Here is a 25,556-nt window from a genome sequence, read left to right as displayed (position 1 = left end):
TCCCGATGAGACCAAACACAACAAAAGAAAGCGTATATGTTCTCAAAGGGAGATTCGCATCTCAACTAACTATTATTAAAACAATAAATCTATCTTTTCTACAACAATCCCCTTATTCTTCTGATTCTCCACATCGTAAAGTTCCTCTCGAAGCGAAATCTGAACAAAGTCAATAATTCTCCAATCTAATGCGACACCATTATTATTTTGTGCAGAAGCCGGATACCAATAAGGATTAACTCCGGGCCAGTCTTGAGGTAACATAGCTGCTTTCGTCGGTATAAGTTCAGATACAGGTATTAAGATATCCGAAACTTCATCCTTCAAATTGAAGACCGCGCCATACCCTCGTCCTTCTCTATCTACCAAATTACAAATGGCTTTATCTGTATTATTTACCCCATAAGCACGAATACGGATATAAGAAGGAGCTGTTTTACTTTTACTCCGCCAAGCTATCCGCCCACCAATATAGTGAGAGAAAGTCACATCACAAGGAGCAGTATAATCATCCTTTTTCTCCAAATCAGGAACAGAAAGTTGAAAAGCAGGCGTCAGCTCCGTGCCTGAAACAACCGGACTGAATTGTGATTCGGGACTTCTGAATGTACGCGTACGGCGGATATGTTTCCAGTTATCCTGTGCTCCCAACAGAGACAAAGGAGTAGTTTCATTCACCAGACGCATTGCATAAGTAGCCTGTTCATAATAATCCCACCGTTCGGGCGTACAATACGTCTTCGCCGGAAATAATAATGTATCCTCACCCGCATCCACCCCAAAGTGATATTCATAATTACCTTTTGCAAGCCAGCTTAAATCCACTTGAGCTTTATAATAAAAGCCATCTTCTGCCGTCATCGGTATTCGTTTACAGCCCCAAGGCTTCAACATCAGGTATACATCTACCTGCTTAGGGCGCTTTGGTCCAAAGACTTCACAACAGAATGTGATCTCTTTATCAGAAGTAAATTCCGACCAAGTATGGTTTGCAATCTTCCATTCTTTCATGGGAATCTGGTAGAAATCTTTGGCAGGGAGTTCTTCCTTACTGACTAATTTTCCTTCTTTAACCAAATATTTTCCCGGTAAGATAGTCGTCTCTATTTCGAAGCCGGGAAGTTGTATTTTTATAGCCCGCTCATTATAAGCCGATTTTCTTGATACTCTATGCTTATTCAACATCTTGAAAGGATCATTCACATCCATAATATCCGGATACACTTCCAATTGCCAGTTATTATTATCCTGTTTGTCGAGAAAATAAATACCTGTCCCTGAATAATGGACTACCGGAGAAGAACCGACTCCGGCAATATGCTTTAATGCTTTCAAATCTTTAGGCTGTGTAGTCGTCGTATTTGAATAATAAAACAAATCTCCTGAATTTATTTCACTCAACCGTTCGTCATAACTCACCCGAAAATCTCCAAATGTCCTATTGTCCGGATAATATCCAAAATGCTTGCCACGAGGGACGCGACGCATGACTTCGGCTGCAATCATCCCGCTCACTGCCTTTGAAGGAGTAAAGACCATATTAAAGAAATGTGTCTGCCAACCCAGATTCATTGGAGTAGTACGCAGCATATCATAAGAGAATAACGCAGCAAACTGAATACCTCCACGACGATATTCCCGCACCATAGCCGGATACATAAAACCGGAAGCCATATCAGTAGCATCAAATTCATAGACTAACTTTGCTTTCCCCTTCAAATCAGGATGAAGCATCTGCTCATAGCGGTCGACAAATAACAAGCCATTTCCTTCTATAGAATGATTATTATTGAGCGCACTCGGATACCAAGCATAAGTAGAGCCTTGTATATCCGATTTCTTGATAGCAGGAGATACCCGGAAGTCCTGACTGACATTATAGAAAGTCAACTTCTTGCAACCGGTACTACGGATGGCTTTACACATCCGATTTATATAGCACACCATACCGGGAATATCTTCCGGAAATTGGGTAGGCTCATTGATTAACTCAACAAATAAAATATTCGGTTCATCTTTCAAACAACGCCCCGTGTAAGGGTTACGATGATTAAGCAGCTGCTTCATATAATTCTCCTGTGCACAAACAGCATTTTCATCATGAATAAGCGTAGTTTTAGGATAATATTTAGCCAAACCCGTATTTGTAGTATCTCTCATTTCCGGCCATTGAGAATCATAAGTGACAATAGGACTTAACAGCATATAAATATCTCGTTTGCACGCTTCCGCAATAAGATAGTCAAACAGTTCCAAATGCTCATTCTCCTGTAAATTACCCAGTCGGTCGGTATTCTGAAAGTCTCCCCAAAAGCATAGGCGTAAAGCATCCCAATTCATTCTTTTAAAATGATCCAAATCTTCTACAACCATCTGTTTCCTATCACCGCCAACATAATCTGCCGCCCGGAAATCACAGGCAGAAGGGAGACAGTAGTTGGCTCCGAACAGAGCGACCTCCTGTTTATTCTTTTTCCAGCGAATAACCCCTGAAGAATCCATATATACCAATTCCTGCGCCCCTATCTGACAAAGATAACCCAGAGAACAAAGTAAAATGAAAAGTATTCGTTTTATCATCTTATTTATCGTTTAGAATTTTATCGTTGTAATATATTCAGGTACCACTTCCACATGATTGATCGTACAAACCGCTCCTTTCGAAAAGTCGGGTATTGCTTCTTTAGGCAAGTCAATTAAAAAAGGAGCATCCGAACGCAACGGGCGGAAGTAAAAGCTCAAATCTTCTTTTTTCATCTGTTGTGAAAAGCGCTTTAACCCAATAGTCCATGGAGCACCATGATAGAAATGGTCGAGTACCAAAGTTCCATTCATAAAGGCCATTGCCACATCTCCTGTATAATTGAGACGCAGGAAATATTCCTGCACTTGGGGAGCTTGCATCTTATCGTCAAAACGTACAGTCAAACGACGGGCACCTACTTTCTTATAAGAAAAGTCAGGTTTCACTATTTCCACTTCTTTTATATATGGTTTGAAACCTTGTTTAGACGGATAAAGCACATACTCAAACCTATTATTGCCAAGACTTAACAACTGTACTTCTCCACTGCCCGGAAGAACTGTTGCTTCGGTTATAAGCAACTTTCCATCTATCTTGCAGCTATTCAACGCCTGCTCACGGGTAAGAGTAGTGATTTTTACTTCCTTACCTGCTTTAGTACGGATACTAAAAGTGCTCTTCAGTCCGGGAACAGGAGCAAACTGATTCTTTCCACGCACAGTTGCCTTATCAAATACATATTCTGTATTCATGCCATCGGGAGTAAAGAAGAAATAGTGTTCTTTACCGTTATCATCAATCTTCATCAGAAGTTGAGCCGTAGCATACTTCAACAGAGCATCTTCCATAAGGAAATTGAAAGGTAAAATTACACTCTCGTCTTTCGGTAAAGTAAAACTTCCCTTAGCCGGAATCTGTATCGTTTCATTATCCAGTTTCAAGCGAAGCTGCAAATCTTTCTGGTCAATACGTGCAGTATCGTGATCTTGAAAGTTAACCATGAAAACGAAACCGGAACCAGCTTTCATACGAGCTGCATAACGCAAAGTTTCACGATTATCCGGAGTAATTTTCTCATAACCTTCAGGTAAAACAGTTTCCATTGGGGCCAGACGATCTGCAAAGTCAGCAAGAAAAGAATGTAATAGGCGAAGAGTGCGATAGGATTCGTGTTCCAAACCAAACTCTCCCAATGGAGCCTGAAAATCATAAGAAACTTTCGGCATCCCCATCGGTTCATCATTGAACGAAGCCACACCGCCAATCATTTTCGGAGTGGAACCACCATGATACATATAATAACCAATACCGTTAGCTCCACTACCCAACGTACGTACCATTAAAGCCTCGGCAGCTTTTGCCGTAACAATAGGACGACGTTTGTAGATCATCTGAATCCCCGCTCCCATCTCCGCACAGAAAGAAGGAAATTTATCCGTGTCATAACGAACCGGCGCATAATCCGGATTTTTTTGAATATCCTTAAACATACAGAAAGGAGACATCTGAGGTTCAGCCCAGAACGGATAGGTGTAAGCTGCAGTCACAGGAATCGCCTCATTACCGATAACAGCAGCATTTCCCCATCCGGTAGCTGTATAGATTGGAGTGATAATACCAGCATCTTCCGCCATTTGCTTAAGTGTTTTCATGTGCAGATCACCCAGTTCGGCAGTCGTGATTTTCTTGTCCTGTACACTAACACCAATCATAGTAATTGAGGAATCGTAGGTCGCAGTAGTCATATCCAACGGTTCACCCGGATAATTCACTCCCCATGGGGCAGCCGAGTGTTGATGTTCATTCTCTATTTGTGTACCGATAATAGGACCACCGTCTTTATAATAAAGTCCTTCAAGTTGCTTGGCTATTTCTTCATAAAGGCGTTTAGCATAAAACAAATAATTTTCGTCATTTGAACGAACTTCCAATGGTTTCGCAAAAAGCCAGTCAGGCAAAGCGCCATTACGTATTTCCCCGTGACCAAAAGGCCCGATGCGGACAATCACATTCATATCATGCTTTTTACACAGTTCAAAGAACCTGCGTATATCCAGATTTCCACTCCAATTAAAAACTCCTTCCTGCTCTTCATGCAAGCTCCAGAATATATAGGTCGGAAGTACGTTTATTCCTCCGGCTTTCATCTTCAGAATTTCTTCTTCCCATTGTTCATGGGGATAACGGCTATAATGGAATTCCCCCATCACCGGAATGACAGGTTTACCATCCATAGACATATAATAACTATTCACGTCAATGCTGCCGCCTCCGGGACGGGTTCCGCCCAACTTCAGATGGCCTGTATAGATCACTTTTTCCTTTACGGGTGCTGAAAGCTCATATACCTGTTGAGCCATAACAGTTGCCGTCATTGCACAAAGTGCTGATGTTAATATAATACTTTTCATAGTCTATATATTCATTATTTACAATTCATTCATTTTTTGTTTATGATTATCTATCATAATTATTTTGCTTGATAGCCCCCTTAGATTCATCAATGAAACTCTGCGGAATCCAGAAACGATTGTGTCCTTCATGCACATTAAAGTATCCCCTGCCCTCGGACCTGTTAATTGCATCAATGCGTGCATTGGCATATTCGACATATTTTCCAAAGCGAACAAGATCCTGCCGGCGAAGACCTTCGAGATAAAATTCATGTCCGCGTTCTAAAAGTAAAGCCTCATTGAACGTTTCTTTTGAAGCCGTTTGTGAATCATCCAAAGCAGACAAGCCTGCACGATTACGAACACGATTCACGAGACCAATCGCCTCTGTTGTAGGAGAACCTTCATTGCGGTTGATACATTCGGCAAGCGTAAGCAATACATCCGAATAACGATAAATAACCACATCAACACCACTTTGCGCATCTTTCATATCCGGGTCCATCCCATATTTCAGAGGTAATGCACCTTTAGCCAACTGACTACTGTTTGTACGGTCGATCTTCTCCCCCTTCTTATTTGTATAACCCGTCACTACATTCTTTAAACGTGAATCACCTTCCTCAAAAGTACCATAAAAATCCCAAGGCATCACATAACCGCCCCAACCTGTTGCCTTCTCTGCCCAAGGATAATCGGCAGGAAGCACCTCGGCCGTCATATAGTTTGAGTACCAACTGGCAGTACTATTACAAGCCAATTGTAAGATGACCTCATTATTGCCTATTCCCTCCTTAGAAAAAACATAATTATAATCAGGTTGCAAACTATATACACGTCCCTCCATCTCCATCAATTCACGAGCTAGAATTTCCGCCTTTTCAAAATAGCCTTTTATCATGTAATACTTCAACAAAATCATACGGGCAGCACCTTTAGTCATACGACCGCGTGCTTCAGCCACTTCTGGTAAATCCCGAATCGCATCCCGCAGGTCTGTTTCCATCATCGTATCATACTCCTCTTCCGTCAGACGAGGTAAGTAAACAAATGTTTGCGGATCATCCAACACTTCATCCGGAGCTACGGGTACAGGGCCAAACATATCATAAAGATAAAGTCCCATCCAACCTCGCAAAGCCTTCGCTTCACCGGAATAAAGAGTTTTAGCCTCCTCACTTACCAGAGAATTCTCAATACGGCGAATAGTATTCCGTGCTTTCGAAAGGAAATTGTAGCGTTCGAAATTCGAATAAGCATGATCTTGGATACTGCCTCCTACTGTGGCATACCATTGTTGGAAATATAATTCATCCGACTCCCATGCCCAGCAAGACCAAAGTACATCAGTTGTCATATCTCCAATAATCTGATAACCGGAATAATCTGCAGAATAAACAGATTTAAAATCCCCGGGGTTAAAATCATAGTAAAGCGAGTTGACTGCCAGTTTCAAATCAGTCTCCGTCTTAAAGAAATTCTCCGGAGAAATCTCGGTATAATCCAGACGTTCCAATTCACAGGAAGTCATTGAAAACAGCATCAAGGCTGTTGCTATATATTTCATTGTTTTCATACCTATTATATTTTAGAATTTCACATCCAAACCAATAGCAAATGAGGACTGATTCGGGTAAGCTCCAATACCGTTTCCTGTTTCAGGGTCCATCCCTTTATAAGGAGTAAACACGGCAAGATTACGCCCTGCAGCATACAGTCTGACTGAACGAATTTTATTCTTAAACCATTGAGCAGGGAAAGTATAGCCGATAGATACGTTATCTAAACGCAAATACCACGCCTTCTCAAGGAAGAAATCGCTCTTACTGGGATTCACACCCGAAGAAGCTTCAGCCACTCCCGGCAATGTGCCCATAGGATTGGCAGGTGACCAACGATTCTTCACTTCTTTCAAGACATTGACGCCATACGTAATATCTTCAATACCATAAATAGACTGTAACTTAATATCGTTCACTTTCCATCCATTCAAAGAACCATACAGGTAAATGTTAGCATCCCAATTCTTCCAGCGGAATGTATTGTTAATACTGAAAGGAATCGGTGTATTATTTGCCAGTACCACAATGTCCGCATCATCCAAAATTCCGTCTTCACCCGCAATCCGGATATAACGACCTTCACTATCACGCATTTTTTCTCCATTCTCATCAAGCTTATATCCATACAAGTCCTGATAAAGAATAGCTCCGGCACCGGATTTCTGTAAATGTTTATAAGATTGATCCATTTGAATCAGACCGTTCGTTTTGTATCCATAAATATTATTCCATTCTTCCACATAATCTTGATAAACGGCAGGAATAAAATCAGGGTCACGTTTTGTAGTATGATTACGATAATAAGAGAAATTAATATCAGTGGTCCATCCAAAGTTCTTATTGTCGAAATTTACACTATGAATACCAATGTCAATACCACGGGCACGATAAACAGTAGCCGAATTATAGTCTATCGTCTTCACTTCATGATAAGACATCAAGCTTTTAGACATAATGACATCTTTACGAAGGCGCTGATACAAGTCGATAGAGCCGGACAATCGGTTATTGAAGAAACCGAAATCAATACCCAAGTTATAGTCGGTCAATGTCTCCCATTTCAGCTTGTCATTACCTAATTTGGAGATAGCCATACCATTTACCAGACTCCCGTTGGGCGCAAATGCACCTTGAGATACCTTATAATAGGTATTGATACCTGTCAAATTACCGGCATTACCTGTTTGCCCCATACCGGCACGCAGTTTCAGATTACTCAACCAACTGATATTCTTCATCCAGCTTTCTTCATTCATACGCCAGGCTGCAGATACTCCCGGAAAAGCTCCCCACTGATGCTCCTTCGAGAAATTAGACGAGCCATCTACACGGAGATTGACAGTCAGAATATACTTGGATGCTAGTGAATAGTTCAAACGCGCGATGAACGAAGCCATTTCACTGGCTCCTTTATACGAACTTATAGCCGGCTTTTCCTGTTCGCTTGTTCCTATATTGTTCATCAACGAGCCGTCATAAGGAAACTGGGAAGCTACAATGCCCATTCCTTCCCAAGAAGATTTCTTATATTCAAAACCAGCCATCAGATTTACATCATGAATCTCATTAAAGACTTTGGTATAATTGGCAATGGCATTAAACAGGTTCATCTGTGATTTGGCATTCTGTTTGGAAGCTTGTCCGTCCATACTATATCCCTTTTTTGTCGTAGTGGGAATATATTGATCCGCCTGCACATCTTTCATATCAAAGCCGACCGTAGCTTTCAGCAACAAATCCTTAATCGGTCTGAATTCCAGATAACCACTGACAAACAGGTCACGGCTCACAGTCTGGTCAGTTATATCCAATAATGAAACCGGATTCGGATAAATATCGCGAATCGGATTAACCGAATATTTTCCATCTTCATCGTATACCGGTACAGTAGGAATAAACGTCATAGCCGAATAAATCAATGCCGAATTATCTTGCCGTTCATTACCCAATGGCACATCGTGATACTTTATTTGAGAGAAAGTAGAATTAATACCAGCTTTCAGCAGACGATTAATAGTCTGATCTACATTCAAACGACCCGTTATGCGATTCATCGAATTATTTTTAGCAATTCCCTGATGGTCGTAATAGCTCAATGAGAAGAGATATTTTGTAGCATCCGTACCGGCAGATACCGAAAGATTGTGTTCGTTTACAATACCGACACGAGTTACCTCATCCATCCAGTCCGTACCATCGCCTACAAAATTTGCAATCTGTCTATCGGTATATTTCTTTTCATCCCCACGTCCCAGTTCATCAAACACTTTATTCTGTTCAATCATGAAATCACGTGCATTCAAGAAATCCGGTGCATCTTTAATATACTGAAAAGCAACCGAACCTGAATAGGAGATGTCAGGCTTACCCGTTTTTCCTCGTTTGGTAGTAATCAGGATTACACCACCCGAAGCATCCGAACCGTAAATTGCAGCAGCAGAAGCATCTTTCAGAATATCAATTGTCTCAATATCATTAGGGTTAAGGTTAATCAGAGCATTATCTTTCTCCCCTCCACTATAAGCTGTACCCGCTGTCACGGTCTTGGAAGAAGCCTGCGGTACACCATCAATCACAATCAACGGAGTCTGCCCGGAGAGACCCCCTCGAATGGATATATTCATTGATGCTCCCGGATTGGCACTGTTTTGTGTGATGTTCATTCCTGATGAACGTCCACGCAACATAGAACCGACCGAAGCAGAGGCAGCTGTTGGTAGTTCATCTGCTTTTACAGAAGCTACCGCACCGGAGATACTGCTTTTTTTAGCTGTACCGTAACCGACTACCACAATTTCATCCAATGTCTTATTATCTTCTTTCAATGTAAATTCCATTGGAGCAGTGGTTACTTTCTTCTCTTGAGAAATATAACCGATATAAGAAACAGTTATCACTGCTCCCGAAGGTACATCCGAAAGATTAAAATGACCATTCAAATCAGTGATAGAGCCATTAGTAGTACCTTTCACTACTACACTCGCCCCAATGATTACTTCACCAGCCGGATCTTTCACTACCCCTTTCACCTGAATACCTTGTGCTATCAGTGAAGTAGTCATCAACAGGAAGGACAGCATAAGTCCCGCCTTTTTTACTAGTTGAATATATTTTTCCATACTTGTTTCATTTTATTCTGTTACTTTCTTGATTGTCGCCCACAGTGCAGCTGTATCAAAGGTGGCTTTCACTTTACCTGCATAATCAGTTTTGTAAGTAATGCAACTACCCGTTGCTGCTTCAAACCACCAGTTGCCCGCTGCATCTGCACGGAATACCCGCGCCCAGCCACTCGTATAGAAGTAATATTGACGGTCACCGGCATAATCGCCCAAGACGGACGTTTCCACTTCATAACGATAAGTATCCGTCTGTGTCATCTGATCTGAAGCTCCCCAATCAGCAAAACTAAAACCTGTGCCCGACATCCATAAAGGTTCGGTGCAAGTACCCGACGGAATATCCATATTCCAATAACTATATGTATGAGCTTTCAAATCAATCCAAACACTGTAATAGCCTTTTTTCGGAAGCACAACTGGAACTACATAACCATTCTTATTCATCAGTTTGCTGCTAACATAAGGGCTGGTTCCATACAAATCTCCTTCCATCGATTTTGTCGGTACAAAGTAAACCTGTGCATTGTCAGTCGGAGCATAGAATTTTCCTTCGTATTGATATTCACCTTTTCGATCCATATAACGATAATAGCCATTCACATAATCATTCGGATTCTCATCAGCATTAACAATATACATCTGTGCATAATCCTGAATCGGGTCTTCTTCCTCTGCCAACATTACAACTACCGTAGTATTGACAACCGTTTCATTGCCACCTGCATCCGTAACAGTTAAAGTAACCGGAAACTCTCCGGTAGTAAAATCAATAGTACGTTTCAATTCTCCACTACGCCCGCTAACTTCCACAGTCTCGTCAATTTGCATACCGGGTATTTGCAAACGGATGTTCTTTAGTTCACGGTCATCCGTAAACTTCATATTCAGATTCCAACTTCCCTTATTGGTAGCAGTATTAAAGTCCACCGCAATTCGTGCCGGAAGCTGTGTTTGCATAACCGGACTTTCCATATCCGCAATATAAGTCAATAGAACATTCTTCTTTGTTTCCCATCCGTTCACGTCACGAATTGTAATTAACAGATGCTCTTCAAAAGTAGCAGTTTTCGGTACAATCAGCCGATAATCATAGTTAAATACTTTTGGTTTCTGTCCATTCAAATCATAGGCCTTATGTATCCCCCAACTTTCACAACTCAATGTAATGCTTGCCAATCCGGCATAGTTAGAAGCCGTTCCCGACACTAGTACCGTATCACCGGGAAATGTTTCTATCTCTTCATTTGCCACATAAAGACCGGGAGCCACATCTTCCTTATCATCCTCACAGCCAACAGCCAAACAAACGAGCGTCAGCAATAGATATAGTTTTCCGATTGTTTTTAAAACGTTCTTCATGGTATATTCTTTTTAGTTATTATATTTGAATGCATCTAATACTTCCATTCTATTTCCTGAAAAATCGAACAGAGTGGTATTACTTACATAATTCTTGGCACCCAATTCCCATCCCATACCTTCTACTTCGATAAAAATAGGATCCCAGTAAAGGAAACCAAGAATACGGCAATCTTTCGCCTGCTTTATTTCTTTGATAAGTTCGAGCATAAAGTTCTTTTGTCCGAGCGGAGAGAAATCCGCATACGGGCCATTATCTGCCAATTGTCCCGGGCTTCCATCAGGCAAAGTTTTGTTCCAGCTATAACCGGTTTCCATAATCAGGATATCTTTATCAAATTTAGCAGAAACATAATCCGCCCATTCACACATCTGTGCAGCACTTTTATCAGTCCAAAAAGGATAGTAGGAAGCTCCGATTACATCATATTTTGTATGTCTATTCTTCAATTCGCCAAAATACCAGTTATATTGAGACTTATCTCCGGCAGCATTCAAATGAATGATAACCTTCGAATCTTGTGATACAGCTTTCACTGCATCATAACCCGCATTGTATAATTCGGAAAGTTGAGCAAAATTTTCATAACTTCCTTCAGGATACAACATACCGGCTTGTGTCTCATTGCCTAAGGCTACAAATTCGGGAGTAGTGCCCTGTGCTTTCATTTTATTCATGAAGTTGAAAGTAAAATCATAGAGCGCTTGCTTTAATCCGGCAAAATCCAATCCTTCCCAATCGTGTGGTTTGGTTTGCGTTTCCCCATTGGTCCAATAATCACTATAATGAAATGTCAACTGTATTTGCATACCGGCCTGCTTGGCCCGTTTAGCCAAACGTAAAATATCATCAGGTCCGGAAATACCTTCAGGCAAACGGTTGGAAGGAGAATAGTCAGGATTTCCCGGATCATTATATAAACGAAGACGAACAATGTTAAACCCATTGTTTTTAAGAATATCAATACAGTCTTTTTCTTCTCCATTCTCATAGAATTTGCCGCCCATCTGTTCTACATAGGTCAACTGTGAAATATCACCGCCCTTCAGCAGATTATATTCTTTCTCCGTTTTCTTTAAACGCAATCCATCGAAACGACTCCAGTTGGTTTCAGCCGATTCACTGTGTATTTCAATATCACATTTTCCTCCTTCTACTTTAATCCCACGCACATAAGAACGAATCCAAGTAGCAGGAGATGCTTGTAAGGAAGTCATCTTCTTATTATCAGTACCGGCAGCCACATAACAGGAAATTTGTCCTCCACTACTTTTATAATAAAATTCAAGGTCATAAATTCCATCCTCCAAACCATTAACAGTCTGACGGGTGGATACCGTGTAGGCAGAAGTTGCCCCATAATGCAAAGCATAGATTCCTTCGCATCCTCCTTCAACTACTTTTACGGCAGAATTATCTCCACTGATTGTCCATCCCTTCGGGGAAACTGTTTCAGCAGCATCTTCTTCAAAACTACCATTAGGTACTTTTACCACCACAACAGCAGGTTCAGGATCAGCAACTGTCACAGGATCATCCGAACAAGCAGTCATACTGCATACAACGGAAAAGCCCATCACTATAAAGCTTGTAATTTTCATGATTAAACTGTTTTTAATATTTCTCATGTCATTGTTGTTTAAGGTTTATATAAAAGCAAGAACTTGTGACGATACTTATAGAAGCACCGTCACAAAGTTGTCCTATCCTATCAGAGTCCTAAAAGCCTGGATACCCTGATGATTTATATCCAATCTTTCTACTTCATTCAATAACCGGATGGATTTCTCCTTCTGGTTCAGCCCCCAATATCCTAATGCCATCATATATTTGCAGTGAATTACATTCCTTATTGTCAAGTCATCCTCCCAAATTAATAGATCGGGTAGCGACACTGCAAAATAATCCATTTTAATCTTGTCAAACAAATGTTTTTCTCCATAAGAAGTCAATTTATGGAAGCGACCATTAGCCTCATCCAGACGCCCGAGTTTCAATAATGCCAAACCTTGATAGAATATTTTATCGGGTTTTGCATCGTTGTAGTACATGGCAGCAGCCGGTTCAGTTGGCCCGAGAATTGCCTGTTCCCAACATTCTGCAGCTTTCTCATTCTGCCCTAAACCTTCATAAGCACAACCTAAAAAGTAGTAGAAGTCGTTCTCTTGTGCACCATATAGTTTTCCTTCACCCAAATGATGTGGATATTCCAGACATTCTTCCAGCAATGTAATAGCTTCCTTATAATTACCGACAGTTAATGCCTGTTTGGCTAATTCTACGCGGGCCAGCTGATATTGGGCAGGTACTTTTCCTTCTCCCCCCTCCCATGGATGGAAGTTATGTGCATCAAGCAGTGTCTTAGCCTTCTTGTATTCTCCTGTTTGATTCAATAATGTGATCTCTTCCAATATTAAATCATCACGTTGCATTATCAACTCCGGATATTGTTGCAGGAAAGCCAGACGCTCTTTATGCAAACGGCGAACACGTTTGTACAGCTGATCCAGTTCCATTAAAATACGTGCATCAGTAGTGTCAAGCCGGAAAGCACGTTCCATATATTCGATGGCTTTTGTCTCTTCATTCTTTTTATTGAAATAAGCCAAAGCCAAATTACGCCATACGGTCGGAAAACTATCGTCCAGTTTTGCCGAAGTTTCCCATGCTTCCATAGCCAAATCGTACTGCCGTTTATCGTAATAAAGATTACCTAAATAATAAGGTGCTTTTGCATCATCCGGATTCTGTTCCATAGCACATTGCAGTGCTATAATTGCTTCCAGGCGATTGGGGAAACAGTAATCGGGACAAGCCATCTTTGCATCGGCAAATGCCTGATGCGCTCCGGGAAGTCCTCCCTGAAACAGACACCATCCCAAGTAATAATAAGTCATTGGAGTAACAGCAGCTTCTTCAATAGCTATCTTCCATAAAGAAGCAGCTTCCTGCCAACAACCAGCCGCACAATAATCAAGAGCAATTTCATCATAATTGTGAGCTTCACCGCGCATCATTTCTTTCAAGGTGACTAACTCGTCGGAAGTATTCATAATCAAATACTTCTCATAACGACAGCCAAAGTTAAACTGATCGATAGCTAATGAATCATCAATCAACTGCAGAGCTTCTTCTGTTTTACCCATTCGGCGGAGAATGGTAGTCTTTAAGGCACGAGCTTTATGATTGTGCCAGTTACGAATAAGCGAACGGTCAACTTCATCCAATGCATCTTCCAAACGATTTTGCATAGTAGAAATCTGTGCACAAGCAAAATATCCGGCATCCTGCCAAGCTGCATTCCAACAAGATTTATAGAAACGATCATAAGCCTCATTGTAGCGTCCCTGATACTTCAAAGCAAGACCAAGATTATAAATAGGTTCTCCATCATACGGATTTGGATTACGTTTCTGCAAGGTTTTTACGGCTGTGAGCAGATATTGTTCTGCTCTACAGAAACGACCTTTACGAATATACCACAAACCAAGCGCATTATTATTACGCACATCAATCGGATCACGACGTAATGCCTCTTCATAATATTCTACGGGATTGTATGTAGCGTGCCTGTATTGTTCCAAATGTAATCCGGTCAGATAAAGCTGTTCGGTGGTCTTTATTTCTTCCGGTAACAAAGCTGCTTCGGCAGCATCAGGAATCGGTTTCACTTCTTCCGGTTCTGCATGCCAATACAGTAATTCTTTTCCGCTGGCCGTGATTTCAAGATTTAGCCTGTTAAATTCTTCACCTTCTACATTTACCGTTTCATCCAGCAATTCCTCCGGAGTAATAGTTTTCTCCTTATTATAATATACCTTACCGTCTTCATTTTTCAACACCACGTTTACCGTCTGTCTGGAGGTAGCGAATATTTTAAAACGTACACTGTCCTCTCCCTCCGGTTCAATGTTCATCAGTAAATCTCTACTTGCATTTTTCACTACTCCCAATTCCCGATAAGGCAGGAAATACTGCACGAAACTCTTTTCTTCATAAGGTTGCAACCAGGTAAAGTCCGGCTGATTTTCGGTATATACACCTGCCATTAATTCAATATACGGACCATCTTCATCTGTCAGATTACGATCCCATGCACGACCAAAATCGCCATTCCCCCAAGTCCACTGTTTTTTACCTGGAGAAATATGATGGTTGGCAACATGAAGCATACCGGCACGAGTGTCATTTTCATATCCCCCTTCAAAATTAAAACGGGAATTGACAGCCATATAGGAAGTAGGAACTTTGATATTCTTGTAGTTCGAGATGTCTACGCCGGCAGAATAGTCCATCTTGTAGTAAGTGCCCGTTGCAATAGGGAAACTCGATACAGCACGCTTTCCATGATCGAATACAGCATTAATATCTGGCGGGAATACGCTCTGATAATAGTCATTGACAGCTACGGCAGGATTAGCCCACCATAAAAAGGTTTGTGGAACTTCAGTGCGGTTATAAAGCACCCCTTTTATTTCAAGAAAAGCGTGTCCCGGACGAAGGGTAAAACCTGCCATTCCTTTCTGATGAAACATACGTTCCATTTCATTCACCCACACAGTAACACTGCCATCGGCATTCTCTTCAATAGTTGTATCCACAGGCATATAAGTGCTGGGACGATGATGCTGTGGCCAGTTAAACTCAATACCTCCTGATATCCACGGTCCAACAAGCCCTACCAAAGCCGGTTTTATGACATGATTATAATAAATAAAATGACGCTGTTTGATCTTATCATAAGCCATTTGCACACGCCCGCCCAGTTCCGGGAGAATCATGACCTTGATATATTCGTTTTCGATAAAAACAGCATTATACTCTTTATCCACTTTCTCATCAGACATCGATTCAATCACAGGATAAGGATAAACTACCCCGCTACTGCCTTGATACACACGCTTCTCTAAGAAAATAGGATTCTTCTCCGGTTTACCTACTTCATAAGTAGGAATTACCACCTTTTCTTTCCATGCTTTTACCATCGTATTATTGATTATATATTTGTTTTAAAATTCGTTGTCAAAGAAATCAAGAGACAAAAAGGGTTGGGGACAGGGAGATTTTATCTTCTCCCCGCCTATTAATAATGTCACCCAATACCTATTTACTTACTTATTTATTTGCCAACCCGTTATCGTTTATTTAATTAAATCCTTCTCCAAAGCTTCCAGTGATTTGCCTTTTGTCTCGGGCAATGCTCGGAAGAAAAACAGATAGCCTACAGCACAAATCGCTGCATAAATCCAGAATGTGCCACTGCTTCCCAAAAAGTTATTCAGTAATGGGAAAGTATATGTTAATGTGAAACTGCCTACCCATAAAGCAAATGTACAAGTTGCCATTGCCACGGCACGTACCCGGTTCGGGAAAATTTCAGCAAGCAATACCCAAGTGATAGGTCCTAATGACATAGCATAGCAAGCAATAGCTAAAACTACCAACACCACCATAAAGAAGCCGCTTACTTCGAAGAAATAACAAGTGCCGAGAATGAGATAAATACCAGCCAGTCCTCCGGCTCCCAGAAGCATCAAGGCACGGCGTCCCAGACGATCTACTGTATAAATTGCCACAAAAGTAAAGATTACATTTGCCACTCCTGTCACCACAATATTAAAGAGAACATCTCCTAATGAATATCCCGCAGACTGGAATATCTCTTGTGCATAATTGAATATTACGTTCGTACCGCACCACTGTTGGAATACAGCTACAATAATACCTAAAATAAGTACCTTACGGAACGGACGGCTAAACAACAACCTTAATCCACCTTCCGATTTCGAAGATTTCGTTTCTTCTACCAGGCGAAGTTCCTGATCGGCATAATCGTCACCTCCAATTTGCCCAAGCACTTTCCATGCTCTGTCTTTTTTTCCTTTCATAGCCAGCCAACGAGGACTTTCGGGGATAAAACATGCTAACAGTAAGAATACCGCAGCAGGAAATGCAGCAGCCCAAAACATCCATCGCCATCCCATCTGCCCATTCCAGGAAGCACAAATATCAGCAGGAGTAAAATCGACAGGAATAGGATCCGCTATCAGCCAGTTAGTAATTTGAGCCCCTAAAATACCCAGTACAATCGTTAATTGGTTCAATGAGACGAGCTTTCCCCGGATGGAGGTAGGAGCTACTTCGGCAATATACATAGGAGAAAGTCCTGAAGCAATGCCGATGCCAATACCTCCCAGAAAACGGGCAGCGAGAAACCAGCTAAACACAGAAAAAGCTCCGGTAGCATAAGCAGAAGACAAGAATATGAAAGCTGAAATTATCAATAGAGGTTTACGTCCATAACGGTCTGCCATCATACCTGCCACCATTGCGCCAATCAAACAGCCAAGTAAAGCTACGCTCATAGCTAACCCTTGCATAGCAGGTACATCGGCAATATCAAAATAAAGTTCGTAGAAAGGCTTCGCTCCTCCTATCACTACCCAGTCGTAGCCGAAAAGCAGTCCGCCCATCGCGGAAACTAAACAGATAAAATAGACAAATTTTTTATTATAACTTTTCATACCATTAGAAGATTGATTAATTGATATTGCAAAGATAGAGGATGTTAAGAGGATAAAAAATAGAATTTCATTCGATAAAGATGGACAATCTTATTTTTTGCTGTTTATTTGATAGATTGCATACATTATTATATATTTGCGTCAAACAGCAAAATCATATACTATGAGATTATGGTAAAATTAAAAGATGGATTTACCGGTGAAAGAGCCTTAGTGCTTCCCCGCATGATCGTTGACAAGATGGAAGAGGATCCTCTGACCTCTATGCTCCATATCACTGACATCGGGTATTACCCGAAAGCCAAGCATCACTACCGTGAACGAATCGAGCCTATCAATCAATATGTATTCATTTATTGCATAGATGGAGCTGGATGGTACCGCATAGGTGAACAGGAATATACTGTCTCCGCCAATCAATATTTTATTCTTCCGGCGGGAGTTCCTCATGCGTATGCTTCTAATAAATCCTTACCATGGACTATTTACTGGATACACTTTAAAGGTATTCTCGCTCCCTTTTACGCTCAAGAGGCGAGCCGTCCGATGGATATTCAACCTGAATTGCACTCACGTATCAGCACACGTATCAATCTATTCGAAGAGATATTTAATACTTTAAAGAATGGATATAGCAATGAAAACCTGCGTTATGCATTCTCTATGTTCCATTTTTATCTGGGGACATTGCGATATATACAGCAATTTCGTAATGCAGCTGCAGGCAATGACGCAACAGATGATGAAAACATAAGCGAACTGGCTATTCATTATATGAAGGAAAATATGGAGAAGCATCTTAGCCTGCAAGATATAGCCGATCAGATAGGATATTCTCCTTCTCACTTTTCGATGTTGTTTAAAAAGAAAACAGGTCATAGTCCATTGACCTATTTCAACTTATTAAAGATACAGCAAGCTTGCCTGTTACTCGACACTACTGATATGAAAATTAATCAGATATGCTATAAAATAGGCATCGAAGATACCTATTATTTCTCCCGGTTATTCAGTAAAATAATGGGCATGTCACCACGAGAGTATCGTAAGTCTAAAAAGGGATAAGGGAGCTTTACTTCTTTTGGACTTTGGGCAATCCGGTTATCAGGAATGTGAGTCTTCACAACGATTTTACTTCCATTCCTGGTACACTTGATACATTCTCTCCGCAATGTTCCCTCTTTCAGGTTGAAAATCAGATTCGGATTGAAGTGTTCTCCGTTGATACGGGTTTCGAAATGCACATGTTCGGTAGTGGCACGGCCAGTACGCCCGGTTAGCGCGATAGGTTGTCCGGCTTTTACGATATCACCGCTTTTAACCAAATTCTTGAAGTTGTGGCTATAAAGGGTTTCTAATCCGTTAGCGTGACGGATGACAACTATATTTCCATAGGCATAATACGGCTTTGCCATACGTACCACTCCATCAAAAGCAGCACGAATCGTATCTTTTGCACAGGTTTTAATGTCTGTTCCCGAATGCCCTCCACGAGTTCCATAAGCAGAGATTACTTTTCCTCCGGGTAAGGGAAAAGCATATTCGTGATCTTTCAAAGAATCCAAATGCAGATAGATGTGATTATCTTTTGCAAATAGTCCAGGAGTAGCTACTCGGACATCGCTCACTTCCCGGGCAGAGAAGGGAGATTTATTCTGTCCGTTGACAACCAGTGGCAATAATAAAACAGTCAGTAAGATAAGTATGTTTCTCATGTATTTTTTCTTTTTCAAGCCGGAGAAGAAAGCCTCATTATTCAAAGAACATGATTTCGCCTCCATCCGATTCTGCATAGTTTCTTAATAAAGTCTGAATCATTTCAGCAGCTTCTTTCAAGCCATCTTTCCCATTATAACCGTTGACTATCGCCAGGATATGAGTAGTTCCGAGATCCATTTTCGTACGTTCGTGATCGCTTGTCGGGGTTCCGATTCCTCCGAATGAATCGCGATATACGGGTAATCCTTCAATATTCAACACACCGCGTCCGATACCTTCAAACGGTTCTCCAGCTTTGCCGATACCGAGTTCAAGATGTATACCTTGTATTTTATCCGCATCGAAACCACCAATAGAATGTCCCGTACGAAGAGACACGAGGTTAATCAGGTCTACCAATGTATCAATTTGATATAAAGGGATTCCGCGCATCAGGCGGCGACGCAAAGCTTCGGCTGACGGACGATAACGTCCGGGGTCTTTGCCACAACGTTTATAAGCCTCACGGGTAGCAAAGATAACAGGTTGATGTTTGATGTCTTCCATCTGTGTAGTGGAAGTCAGTTGTTCGGTGAAAGCATTGATTTCGTGCCAAAGACCTTCGCTGTAAGCAGTATTCTTCACTTCAGCATACACGGCGGCTCCGGCGAAAACCGGGCATGCGTCTTTTATTTCTTTAGATACTTTTATTTCAAACATAACTTATCATAAACTAATCATCAGCGTCCTGCAATTACGGACACCAATTATTACTTTCTAATCATTATTCCCGACAAGATACGACCGGAATCTATTCCCAGTCTACGTGCAGAGAAGAATTCATCATGATGAATATAGGTACAGATGCCAGCTACTTCTATCTGTTCTGCAGGCACTCCGGCATTCAGTAATTCAATCCGGTTGGCTTCCCACAAATCAATATGATATTTGCCCGTCTCCTTCTTCTTCATAGAAATAAGAGACATATCGAAACCGCTTTCTTTAAAAGCATCATACACCTCATCACCTACTTCAAATGATTCGAGCGAAATGCTCGGCCCGATGCAAGCTACCACATCTTCGCCTTGCGTCCCGAATTTCTGATTCAAGTGATCCATCACATGACTGACAATATGCTTCACAGTTCCTTTCCATCCGGCATGAACGGCAGCCACAACGTGTTGTTTTTTGTCGTACAGCAATACAGGAACACAATCCGCCGTCGTGACGCAAACGCAATATCCCGGCACATTAGTTATCAAGGCATCCATTCCTCGCAAAAGTAGCCGTCTCATTTCTAATGACTCTTTAAAAAATGATTCATTGATAATCAGACTGGCACAACCATGGCTCTGTTCAGGAATAAACAACTCCTTTATCTGATGATTCATGCACTGAAACAACCAGCTCTGATTGCGATTGACGTTCATGCATGAGTCGTTGGTATAAGGCGAACAGTTGAAAGAGCCGTAAGCTCCGGTGCTTATACCTTCGTGACGCGTTGTTACGAAATGAGCTACCTCGGGATATACATCCAGTGACTTATATCCCTTCAACTCATTATTTTTTGTAAGTGAAATCATTTTTCTTCCCAATCTTCTTCCTCGTATTCATAGTCGATATCATCGTCATCATCATCAACATTGTCATCATATTCATAAACGATGTCTTCATCTTCGCCCATATCTTTGAGCTCCTGTTGCAGACGGGTCACGTCCTTCGGACGGTGAACGATGTCCTCTATCTTATTGCTTTCCTTATTCAGTTCTTCCCAAAGAATGTCTTTCAACACCGAGATACCCAAACCGGAAACAGAAGATATGAATACGTGGGGAATGCCTTCCGGCAATGTAGGTTCTATTTCGTCCATCAATTCCTGATCGAGCATATCGCTCTTGGTGACAGCCAACACACGTTGCTTGTCCAACATTTCAGGATTGAAAGTACGCAGTTCGTTCAGCAAGACTTCGTATTCCTTACGAATGTCGTCACTGTCTGCCGGAACCATAAACAGCAGTAATGAATTGCGCTCGATATGACGCAGGAAACGCAGTCCCAAGCCTTTACCCTGACTGGCTCCCTCGATAATACCCGGTATGTCTGCCATCACGAAGGACTTTCCACCGTGATAGGAAACGATACCCAGATTAGGTTCGAGCGTAGTAAACGGGTAATCAGCAATTTTCGGTTTGGCAGCCGAAATAGAAGAAAGCAAAGTTGACTTACCCGCATTCGGGAAACCTACCAGACCAACATCGGCAAGCAGTTTCAGCTCCATGATAACGGTCATTTCCTGCATCGGTTCTCCCGGCTGCGCAAAACGCGGAGCCTGACGGGTTGCCGTCTTGAAATGCCAGTTACCCTGACCACCGCGACCGCCTTTGAGCAAGATCACTTCCTGTCCGTCTTCTGTTACGTCACAAAGATATTCCCCGGTCTCGGCATTATAAACGACCGTTCCGCAGGGCACTTCTATTACTTTATCCGCACCGTCTTTTCCGAAACTACGTCCTTTACTCCCCGATTCACCATGACCGGCCATTGCGTGGCGGTCATACTTCAAGTGCAACAATGTCCAGTAATTACGGTTACCGCGCAAGATGATATGACCTCCTCTTCCACCATCGCCCCCATCGGGACCTCCGTTAGGACAATATTTCTCGCGCCTCATGTGCGTAGAGCCTCTTCCGCCCTTACCCGAGCGACAGTATATCTTTACGTAATCAACAAAATTCGATTCAGCCATATTCTTTTTAAGTAGTTAAAGTAGTCAGTAGTTAGAGTAGTTAAATAGAATACTCCGGCTACTGACTGACTTATTCATTTATAATAGTGTATTGATAATTAGTAAGATTACTAAATTACAATTTATCTACTGCTTCGCAGATTTCAGCAAAGATACCTTCCATAGTACCCAAGCCGTTGATGTGTTGGTATTTCTTTTCGTTCTTGTACCAGTCGATCAGTGGGGCAGTCTGTGAATGATATACGTGCAGACGTTTTTTGATGGTCTCTTCGTTATCATCAGCACGACCGGAATCCTTACCACGTTTAATCAGACGTACCATCAGTTCTTCTTCCGGAACATCCAGGTCAACCATTACAGAAACATCCTGTCCTCTTTCTGCCAACATTTTCTTTAATGCTTCAGCTTGTGCAATTGTTCTTGGGAAACCGTCGAAAATTACACCTTTGCTATCTTTGAAGCTGTCGAATACGCTTGCCAGAATATCAATCATTAATTCATCAGGAATCAATTGACCTTGGTCGATGTAACCTTTAGCAGTTTTACCCAGTTCTGTGCCATTCTTGATTTCAGCACGCAATACATCTCCTGTTGAGATGTGATTGATTCCATACTTTTCTACAATACGTTCGCTCTGTGTTCCTTTTCCTGAACCCGGAGCACCGAAAATTACGATGTTCAACATTTTGTTATTTACAATTTAACGATTTACTATTTACCATTAAAACTGGTACCTATTTAATATTAACTGTTTAATCTACTACTGTATAAATATCGGGATAGTTGCGTCCGAAGCCATCATAATCCAGTCCGTAACCTACGATAAAGTCGTTCGGAATTTCCATTGCTACATATTCGATGTTCAGATTGACCTTGAGTTTTTCAGGCTTCACTAGCAGAGAAGCAATATGGATTGCTTCAGGGTTGCGTGTACCCAATGTATCCAACAGGCGTTGCATGGTTAGCCCGGTATCTACAATATCTTCTACAATAACTACTGTACGTCCGGCAATGTCTTCATTCAGTCCGATCACTTCCTTAATCACTCCCGAGGAAGTCACTCCCTGATAAGAAGCCAGTTTCACAAACGAAATCTCGCAAGGGATGGTGATGTGCTTCAACAAGTCGGCAGTAAACATAAATGAACCGTTCAACACACTAAGGAAGAGCGGGTTCTTACCTGCCAAGTCGCGGTTGATTTCGTTCGCTACGCGAATCACTTCTTTCTGAATATCCTGTTCCTTAATAGAAACAGTGAACTGTTTGTCTTTTATCTGAATGGTATCCATAACCGGTAATTTTAAAAATAACCTTGCAAAAATACGATTTTTTATTCTACCCCGTGCATCATCTTCTGTAATTTCTTCGAGAGAAGGAACAGAATCAATGAAGCAACGCCGGACATGACAACGAATACCATAAAGAAATCGTACATGGTAGCAATCTGATAACCAAAGATTGATTTCACTTTTCCGGCTTCCGGATAAAGTCCGCTCAACATGCCTGCAAATTTATTGGCTGTGGCAGTAGACAGATACCAGATTCCCATCATCAAAGAGGCGAAACGTAGCGGACTCAACTTATTTACCATTGAAAGTCCGATAGGTGACAAGGCAATTTCACCCATTGTATGAATAAAGTAAAGTCCTGTCAGCCAAATCATGCTTACCTTCACTCCGGGGATAGCATCTTTCACTCCGAAACAGATGAAAAGATAACCTAAAGAAAGAAGTAGCAAGCCAATCGCTTGTTTGGTAGGAGAAGCAGGTTCCATCTTTCGTTTGTTGAGGAAACTCCACACACCCGGCATTATATATGCCAGGACAACAACAAACAGAGGATTGAAGGATTGAAACCACGAAGCCGGCATTTCCCAACCTAAAATATCACGATTGGTCTGTTCGGAGGCAAAGAGAGTTAAAGAGGCTCCTGCCTGTTCGTAAGCCGCCCAGAAGAAAATGACAAAGAAAGCTACTATATAGATAACGAAAATACGACTACGTTCGATCTTGGTTAATGAGCCATCCAATAGGATGAGGACAGGGAAAACAATGCAGGCGGTAAAAATACCGATGCTCACCCAGTCACCCTCAAAAGCGTAATTAAAGAAGGCTATTAAAGCAACTGTAAGAATAGTGATTACAAGGGTATTACGCAACTTGGTACGCTTATCCATTTTCGGGTGTGAGATATGCTCGGCTTTATCCTCTTTCTTTTCACGTTTGGCATCGGGGATAATACCGATTGGTTCTCCGGAGGGAGAGAAAAGATATTTATTCTTTTGAGTTTCAAAAAGTACAACAGTGAACAGTGTCATGATTCCGGCTGCAAGAAATCCCCATTTAAAATCGTGCGGGTCACCGGTATCGCCCAGATAACCACAAATCAAAGGGGCGGCAAAAGAACCTACATTCACTCCCATATAGAAGATGGTATATGCAGCATCCAGCCGTCTGTCTCCCGGTTCGTAGAGTTGACCAACGAGAGAAGAAACGGTAGGTTTGAAACAACCATTTCCCAAGATCAGGAATCCGAGTCCGCCATACATCATCCAGTGAGCAAGTTCCGTATTATCTAAAGTAGAGGCACTCATAAACATCAGGAATTGTCCGACTGCCATCATCATTGCTCCCCAAAACACAGAGCGACGGATTCCCCAATATTTATCGGCAATGTATCCGCCAATCAAAGGAGTTAAATAGACTAACCCGGTATAGCTACCGTAAATGGATGCTGCCGCTTCTTTGTCAAACAATAATGCCTGCGTCAGGAAAAGAATAAAGATCGCGCGCATACCGTAGTAACTGAAACGTTCTGCCGTGCTTGTCGCGAAAATCAGATAAAGGCCTTTCGGATGCCCTTTCAATGCACTCATGAATTTATGTGTTTAGTAGTTTATGGGGTGCAAAGGTACGAAAAATAGATTAAATGCTTCAAAAAAAGAAAGTTCTTATCAAACGGGAATATAGGGGGAATAATAAAAATGGGCATAAAAAATCCTACTGATCCACTTCATTATTTTTTTAGCTGTGTAAATAACAAAGTGGAGATCCATCTTACATGCAGGTTACTTACCACTTTAGCCAAAAGTAAATTCGACATTTTCGACACTGGCAAAAAGCATTCCTTCCCTCTTCCTCAAAAAGACCTTGCTTTCTCTAGCCAGCCAACCAATAGCAAGAGCTACGTCTTCGAACGTCAAACTTAATTCACGGCACAAATCAAACATGGAGAGTTCACCTTTTTCATTTAAGATGCGCCATACTTTCCCGGCATTCAAGCCAATCTTTGTCTTTTCCATCATGCAAACTTTAAAAGATTAAACAATCTATTATTTATAATCTTATTCATTGTGAGCATAGGAAAATGATGCAATATACATCACCTACCCCAAAGATAATATTTTTATTGGAAACCGCAAATAATCAAACACTTAAATAGTTCAAAAGCGGATATTCCCCTAATCGGACAGATTATGCCCGATGCATTTACAGATTATGCCTAATCTATTCATAACAAAGTTACTCTCTATTAATGATAAACTTACTAATGACTCGTTGAAAAGTTCCCTTTCACTAACCAGGGCAGACGCATTAAAAAGCACTGCCCTGCAAAAGTATTGACAGG

The 25,556-nt window shown here is 41.5% G+C and carries 17 protein-coding genes; 1 reads left to right on the top strand and 16 read right to left on the bottom strand.

Annotated features, from left to right (window positions below; translation table 11 throughout):
* Positions 1 to 75 precede the first annotated feature (75 nt).
* The 8 genes from DXB58_RS25365 to DXB58_RS25330 all read right to left on the bottom strand — a co-directional run bounded on the left by DXB58_RS25365 (position 76) and on the right by DXB58_RS25330 (position 17,485).
* Complete coding sequence (locus DXB58_RS25365; protein WP_369907208.1) at positions 76 to 2,502, bottom strand: hypothetical protein; 2,427 nt, start codon at positions 2,500 to 2,502, stop codon at positions 76 to 78.
* 90 nt (positions 2,503 to 2,592) lie between these two features.
* Complete coding sequence (locus tag DXB58_RS25360; RefSeq protein WP_122138661.1) at positions 2,593 to 4,935, bottom strand: beta-galactosidase; 2,343 nt, start codon at positions 4,933 to 4,935, stop codon at positions 2,593 to 2,595.
* 46 nt (positions 4,936 to 4,981) lie between these two features.
* Positions 4,982 to 6,493: a RagB/SusD family nutrient uptake outer membrane protein gene (locus DXB58_RS25355; protein ID WP_122138660.1), complete on the bottom strand. Its 1,512-nt coding sequence runs from the start codon at positions 6,491 to 6,493 to the stop codon at positions 4,982 to 4,984.
* A 12-nt stretch (positions 6,494 to 6,505) separates the two neighbouring features.
* Positions 6,506 to 9,598, bottom strand: coding sequence for a TonB-dependent receptor (locus DXB58_RS25350; RefSeq protein WP_122138659.1), 3,093 nt, complete (start codon positions 9,596 to 9,598; stop codon positions 6,506 to 6,508).
* Positions 9,599 to 9,610: 12 nt separating this feature from the next.
* Positions 9,611 to 10,960: a hypothetical protein gene (locus tag DXB58_RS25345; RefSeq protein WP_122138658.1), complete on the bottom strand. Its 1,350-nt coding sequence runs from the start codon at positions 10,958 to 10,960 to the stop codon at positions 9,611 to 9,613.
* A 12-nt stretch (positions 10,961 to 10,972) separates the two neighbouring features.
* Positions 10,973 to 12,562 carry a glycosyl hydrolase 53 family protein gene (locus DXB58_RS25340; RefSeq protein WP_233527369.1) on the bottom strand — a complete coding sequence of 530 codons (1,590 nt, stop codon included), beginning with the start codon at positions 12,560 to 12,562 and terminating at the stop codon, positions 10,973 to 10,975.
* Positions 12,563 to 12,664: 102 nt separating this feature from the next.
* Entirely contained in the window at positions 12,665 to 15,946 is a 3,282-nt protein-coding gene (locus DXB58_RS25335; protein WP_122138656.1) for a DUF5107 domain-containing protein, read from the bottom strand.
* Positions 15,947 to 16,102: 156 nt separating this feature from the next.
* Positions 16,103 to 17,485 (bottom strand): sugar porter family MFS transporter, encoded by a 1,383-nt coding sequence (locus tag DXB58_RS25330; protein ID WP_122138655.1) that lies wholly within the window; start codon positions 17,483 to 17,485, stop codon positions 16,103 to 16,105.
* A 171-nt stretch (positions 17,486 to 17,656) separates the two neighbouring features.
* Here DXB58_RS25330 and DXB58_RS25325 point away from each other — a divergent pair, with 171 nt between their 5' ends.
* The gene (locus DXB58_RS25325; RefSeq protein WP_122138654.1) at positions 17,657 to 18,550 is read left to right on the top strand and encodes an AraC family transcriptional regulator; all 894 of its coding nucleotides are present in this window, start codon (positions 17,657 to 17,659) and stop codon (positions 18,548 to 18,550) included.
* Here the strand turns inward: DXB58_RS25325 and DXB58_RS25320 are convergent.
* From DXB58_RS25320 to DXB58_RS25285, 8 genes are all read right to left on the bottom strand, one after another.
* On the bottom strand, positions 18,478 to 19,200 hold the full coding sequence (locus DXB58_RS25320) for a M23 family metallopeptidase (RefSeq protein WP_233527368.1): 723 nt from the start codon (positions 19,198 to 19,200) through the stop codon (positions 18,478 to 18,480). The two genes, DXB58_RS25325 and DXB58_RS25320, sit on opposite strands and share 73 nt — an antisense overlap.
* A gap of 37 nt (positions 19,201 to 19,237) precedes the next feature.
* Entirely contained in the window at positions 19,238 to 19,903 is a 666-nt protein-coding gene (locus DXB58_RS25315) for a B3/4 domain-containing protein (RefSeq protein ID WP_122138652.1), read from the bottom strand.
* Between the two features lie 50 nt (positions 19,904 to 19,953).
* Positions 19,954 to 20,766 (bottom strand): peptidoglycan editing factor PgeF, encoded by an 813-nt coding sequence (pgeF, locus tag DXB58_RS25310; protein WP_004301904.1) that lies wholly within the window; start codon positions 20,764 to 20,766, stop codon positions 19,954 to 19,956.
* Positions 20,763 to 21,929 (bottom strand): GTPase ObgE, encoded by a 1,167-nt coding sequence (gene obgE, locus DXB58_RS25305; RefSeq protein ID WP_004304678.1) that lies wholly within the window; start codon positions 21,927 to 21,929, stop codon positions 20,763 to 20,765. The genes pgeF and obgE overlap by 4 nt, the downstream gene beginning before the upstream one ends.
* Before the next feature lie 115 nt (positions 21,930 to 22,044).
* Complete coding sequence (locus tag DXB58_RS25300; protein ID WP_004301902.1) at positions 22,045 to 22,614, bottom strand: adenylate kinase; 570 nt, start codon at positions 22,612 to 22,614, stop codon at positions 22,045 to 22,047.
* Positions 22,615 to 22,681: 67 nt separating this feature from the next.
* Entirely contained in the window at positions 22,682 to 23,218 is a 537-nt protein-coding gene (hpt, locus tag DXB58_RS25295; RefSeq protein WP_004304676.1) for a hypoxanthine phosphoribosyltransferase, read from the bottom strand.
* A 41-nt stretch (positions 23,219 to 23,259) separates the two neighbouring features.
* On the bottom strand, positions 23,260 to 24,804 hold the full coding sequence (locus tag DXB58_RS25290) for a peptide MFS transporter (protein ID WP_004304674.1): 1,545 nt from the start codon (positions 24,802 to 24,804) through the stop codon (positions 23,260 to 23,262).
* 204 nt (positions 24,805 to 25,008) lie between these two features.
* Complete coding sequence (locus tag DXB58_RS25285) at positions 25,009 to 25,233, bottom strand: winged helix-turn-helix domain-containing protein (RefSeq protein ID WP_009000589.1); 225 nt, start codon at positions 25,231 to 25,233, stop codon at positions 25,009 to 25,011.
* Positions 25,234 to 25,556: the final 323 nt, after the last annotated feature.

This window comes from Bacteroides sp. OM05-10AA (genome assembly GCF_003439055.1).
Classification (GTDB): domain Bacteria; phylum Bacteroidota; class Bacteroidia; order Bacteroidales; family Bacteroidaceae; genus Bacteroides; species Bacteroides intestinigallinarum.
The sequence above is the reverse complement of the archived record's forward strand: the minus strand, read 5'-3'. Positions and strand labels throughout refer to the sequence as shown.

What these genes read in the sequence shown, in the direction of transcription:
- DXB58_RS25365 (WP_369907208.1), bottom strand. Translation starts at nt 2,502, where the DNA reads ATGGATTCTTCAGGGGTTATTCGCTGGAAAAAGAATAAACAGGAGGTC.
- DXB58_RS25360 (WP_122138661.1), bottom strand. Translation starts at nt 4,935, where the DNA reads ATGAAAAGTATTATATTAACATCAGCACTTTGTGCAATGACGGCAACT.
- DXB58_RS25355 (WP_122138660.1), bottom strand. Translation starts at nt 6,493, where the DNA reads ATGAAAACAATGAAATATATAGCAACAGCCTTGATGCTGTTTTCAATG.
- DXB58_RS25350 (WP_122138659.1), bottom strand. Translation starts at nt 9,598, where the DNA reads ATGGAAAAATATATTCAACTAGTAAAAAAGGCGGGACTTATGCTGTCC.
- DXB58_RS25345 (WP_122138658.1), bottom strand. Translation starts at nt 10,960, where the DNA reads ATGAAGAACGTTTTAAAAACAATCGGAAAACTATATCTATTGCTGACG.
- DXB58_RS25340 (WP_233527369.1), bottom strand. Translation starts at nt 12,562, where the DNA reads ATGAAAATTACAAGCTTTATAGTGATGGGCTTTTCCGTTGTATGCAGT.
- DXB58_RS25335 (WP_122138656.1), bottom strand. Translation starts at nt 15,946, where the DNA reads ATGGTAAAAGCATGGAAAGAAAAGGTGGTAATTCCTACTTATGAAGTA.
- DXB58_RS25330 (WP_122138655.1), bottom strand. Translation starts at nt 17,485, where the DNA reads ATGAAAAGTTATAATAAAAAATTTGTCTATTTTATCTGTTTAGTTTCC.
- DXB58_RS25325 (WP_122138654.1), top strand. Translation starts at nt 17,657, where the DNA reads ATGGTAAAATTAAAAGATGGATTTACCGGTGAAAGAGCCTTAGTGCTT.
- DXB58_RS25320 (WP_233527368.1), bottom strand. Translation starts at nt 19,200, where the DNA reads ATGAGAAACATACTTATCTTACTGACTGTTTTATTATTGCCACTGGTT.
- DXB58_RS25315 (WP_122138652.1), bottom strand. Translation starts at nt 19,903, where the DNA reads ATGTTTGAAATAAAAGTATCTAAAGAAATAAAAGACGCATGCCCGGTT.
- pgeF (WP_004301904.1), bottom strand. Translation starts at nt 20,766, where the DNA reads ATGATTTCACTTACAAAAAATAATGAGTTGAAGGGATATAAGTCACTG.
- obgE (WP_004304678.1), bottom strand. Translation starts at nt 21,929, where the DNA reads ATGGCTGAATCGAATTTTGTTGATTACGTAAAGATATACTGTCGCTCG.
- DXB58_RS25300 (WP_004301902.1), bottom strand. Translation starts at nt 22,614, where the DNA reads ATGTTGAACATCGTAATTTTCGGTGCTCCGGGTTCAGGAAAAGGAACA.
- hpt (WP_004304676.1), bottom strand. Translation starts at nt 23,218, where the DNA reads ATGGATACCATTCAGATAAAAGACAAACAGTTCACTGTTTCTATTAAG.
- DXB58_RS25290 (WP_004304674.1), bottom strand. Translation starts at nt 24,804, where the DNA reads ATGAGTGCATTGAAAGGGCATCCGAAAGGCCTTTATCTGATTTTCGCG.
- DXB58_RS25285 (WP_009000589.1), bottom strand. Translation starts at nt 25,233, where the DNA reads ATGATGGAAAAGACAAAGATTGGCTTGAATGCCGGGAAAGTATGGCGC.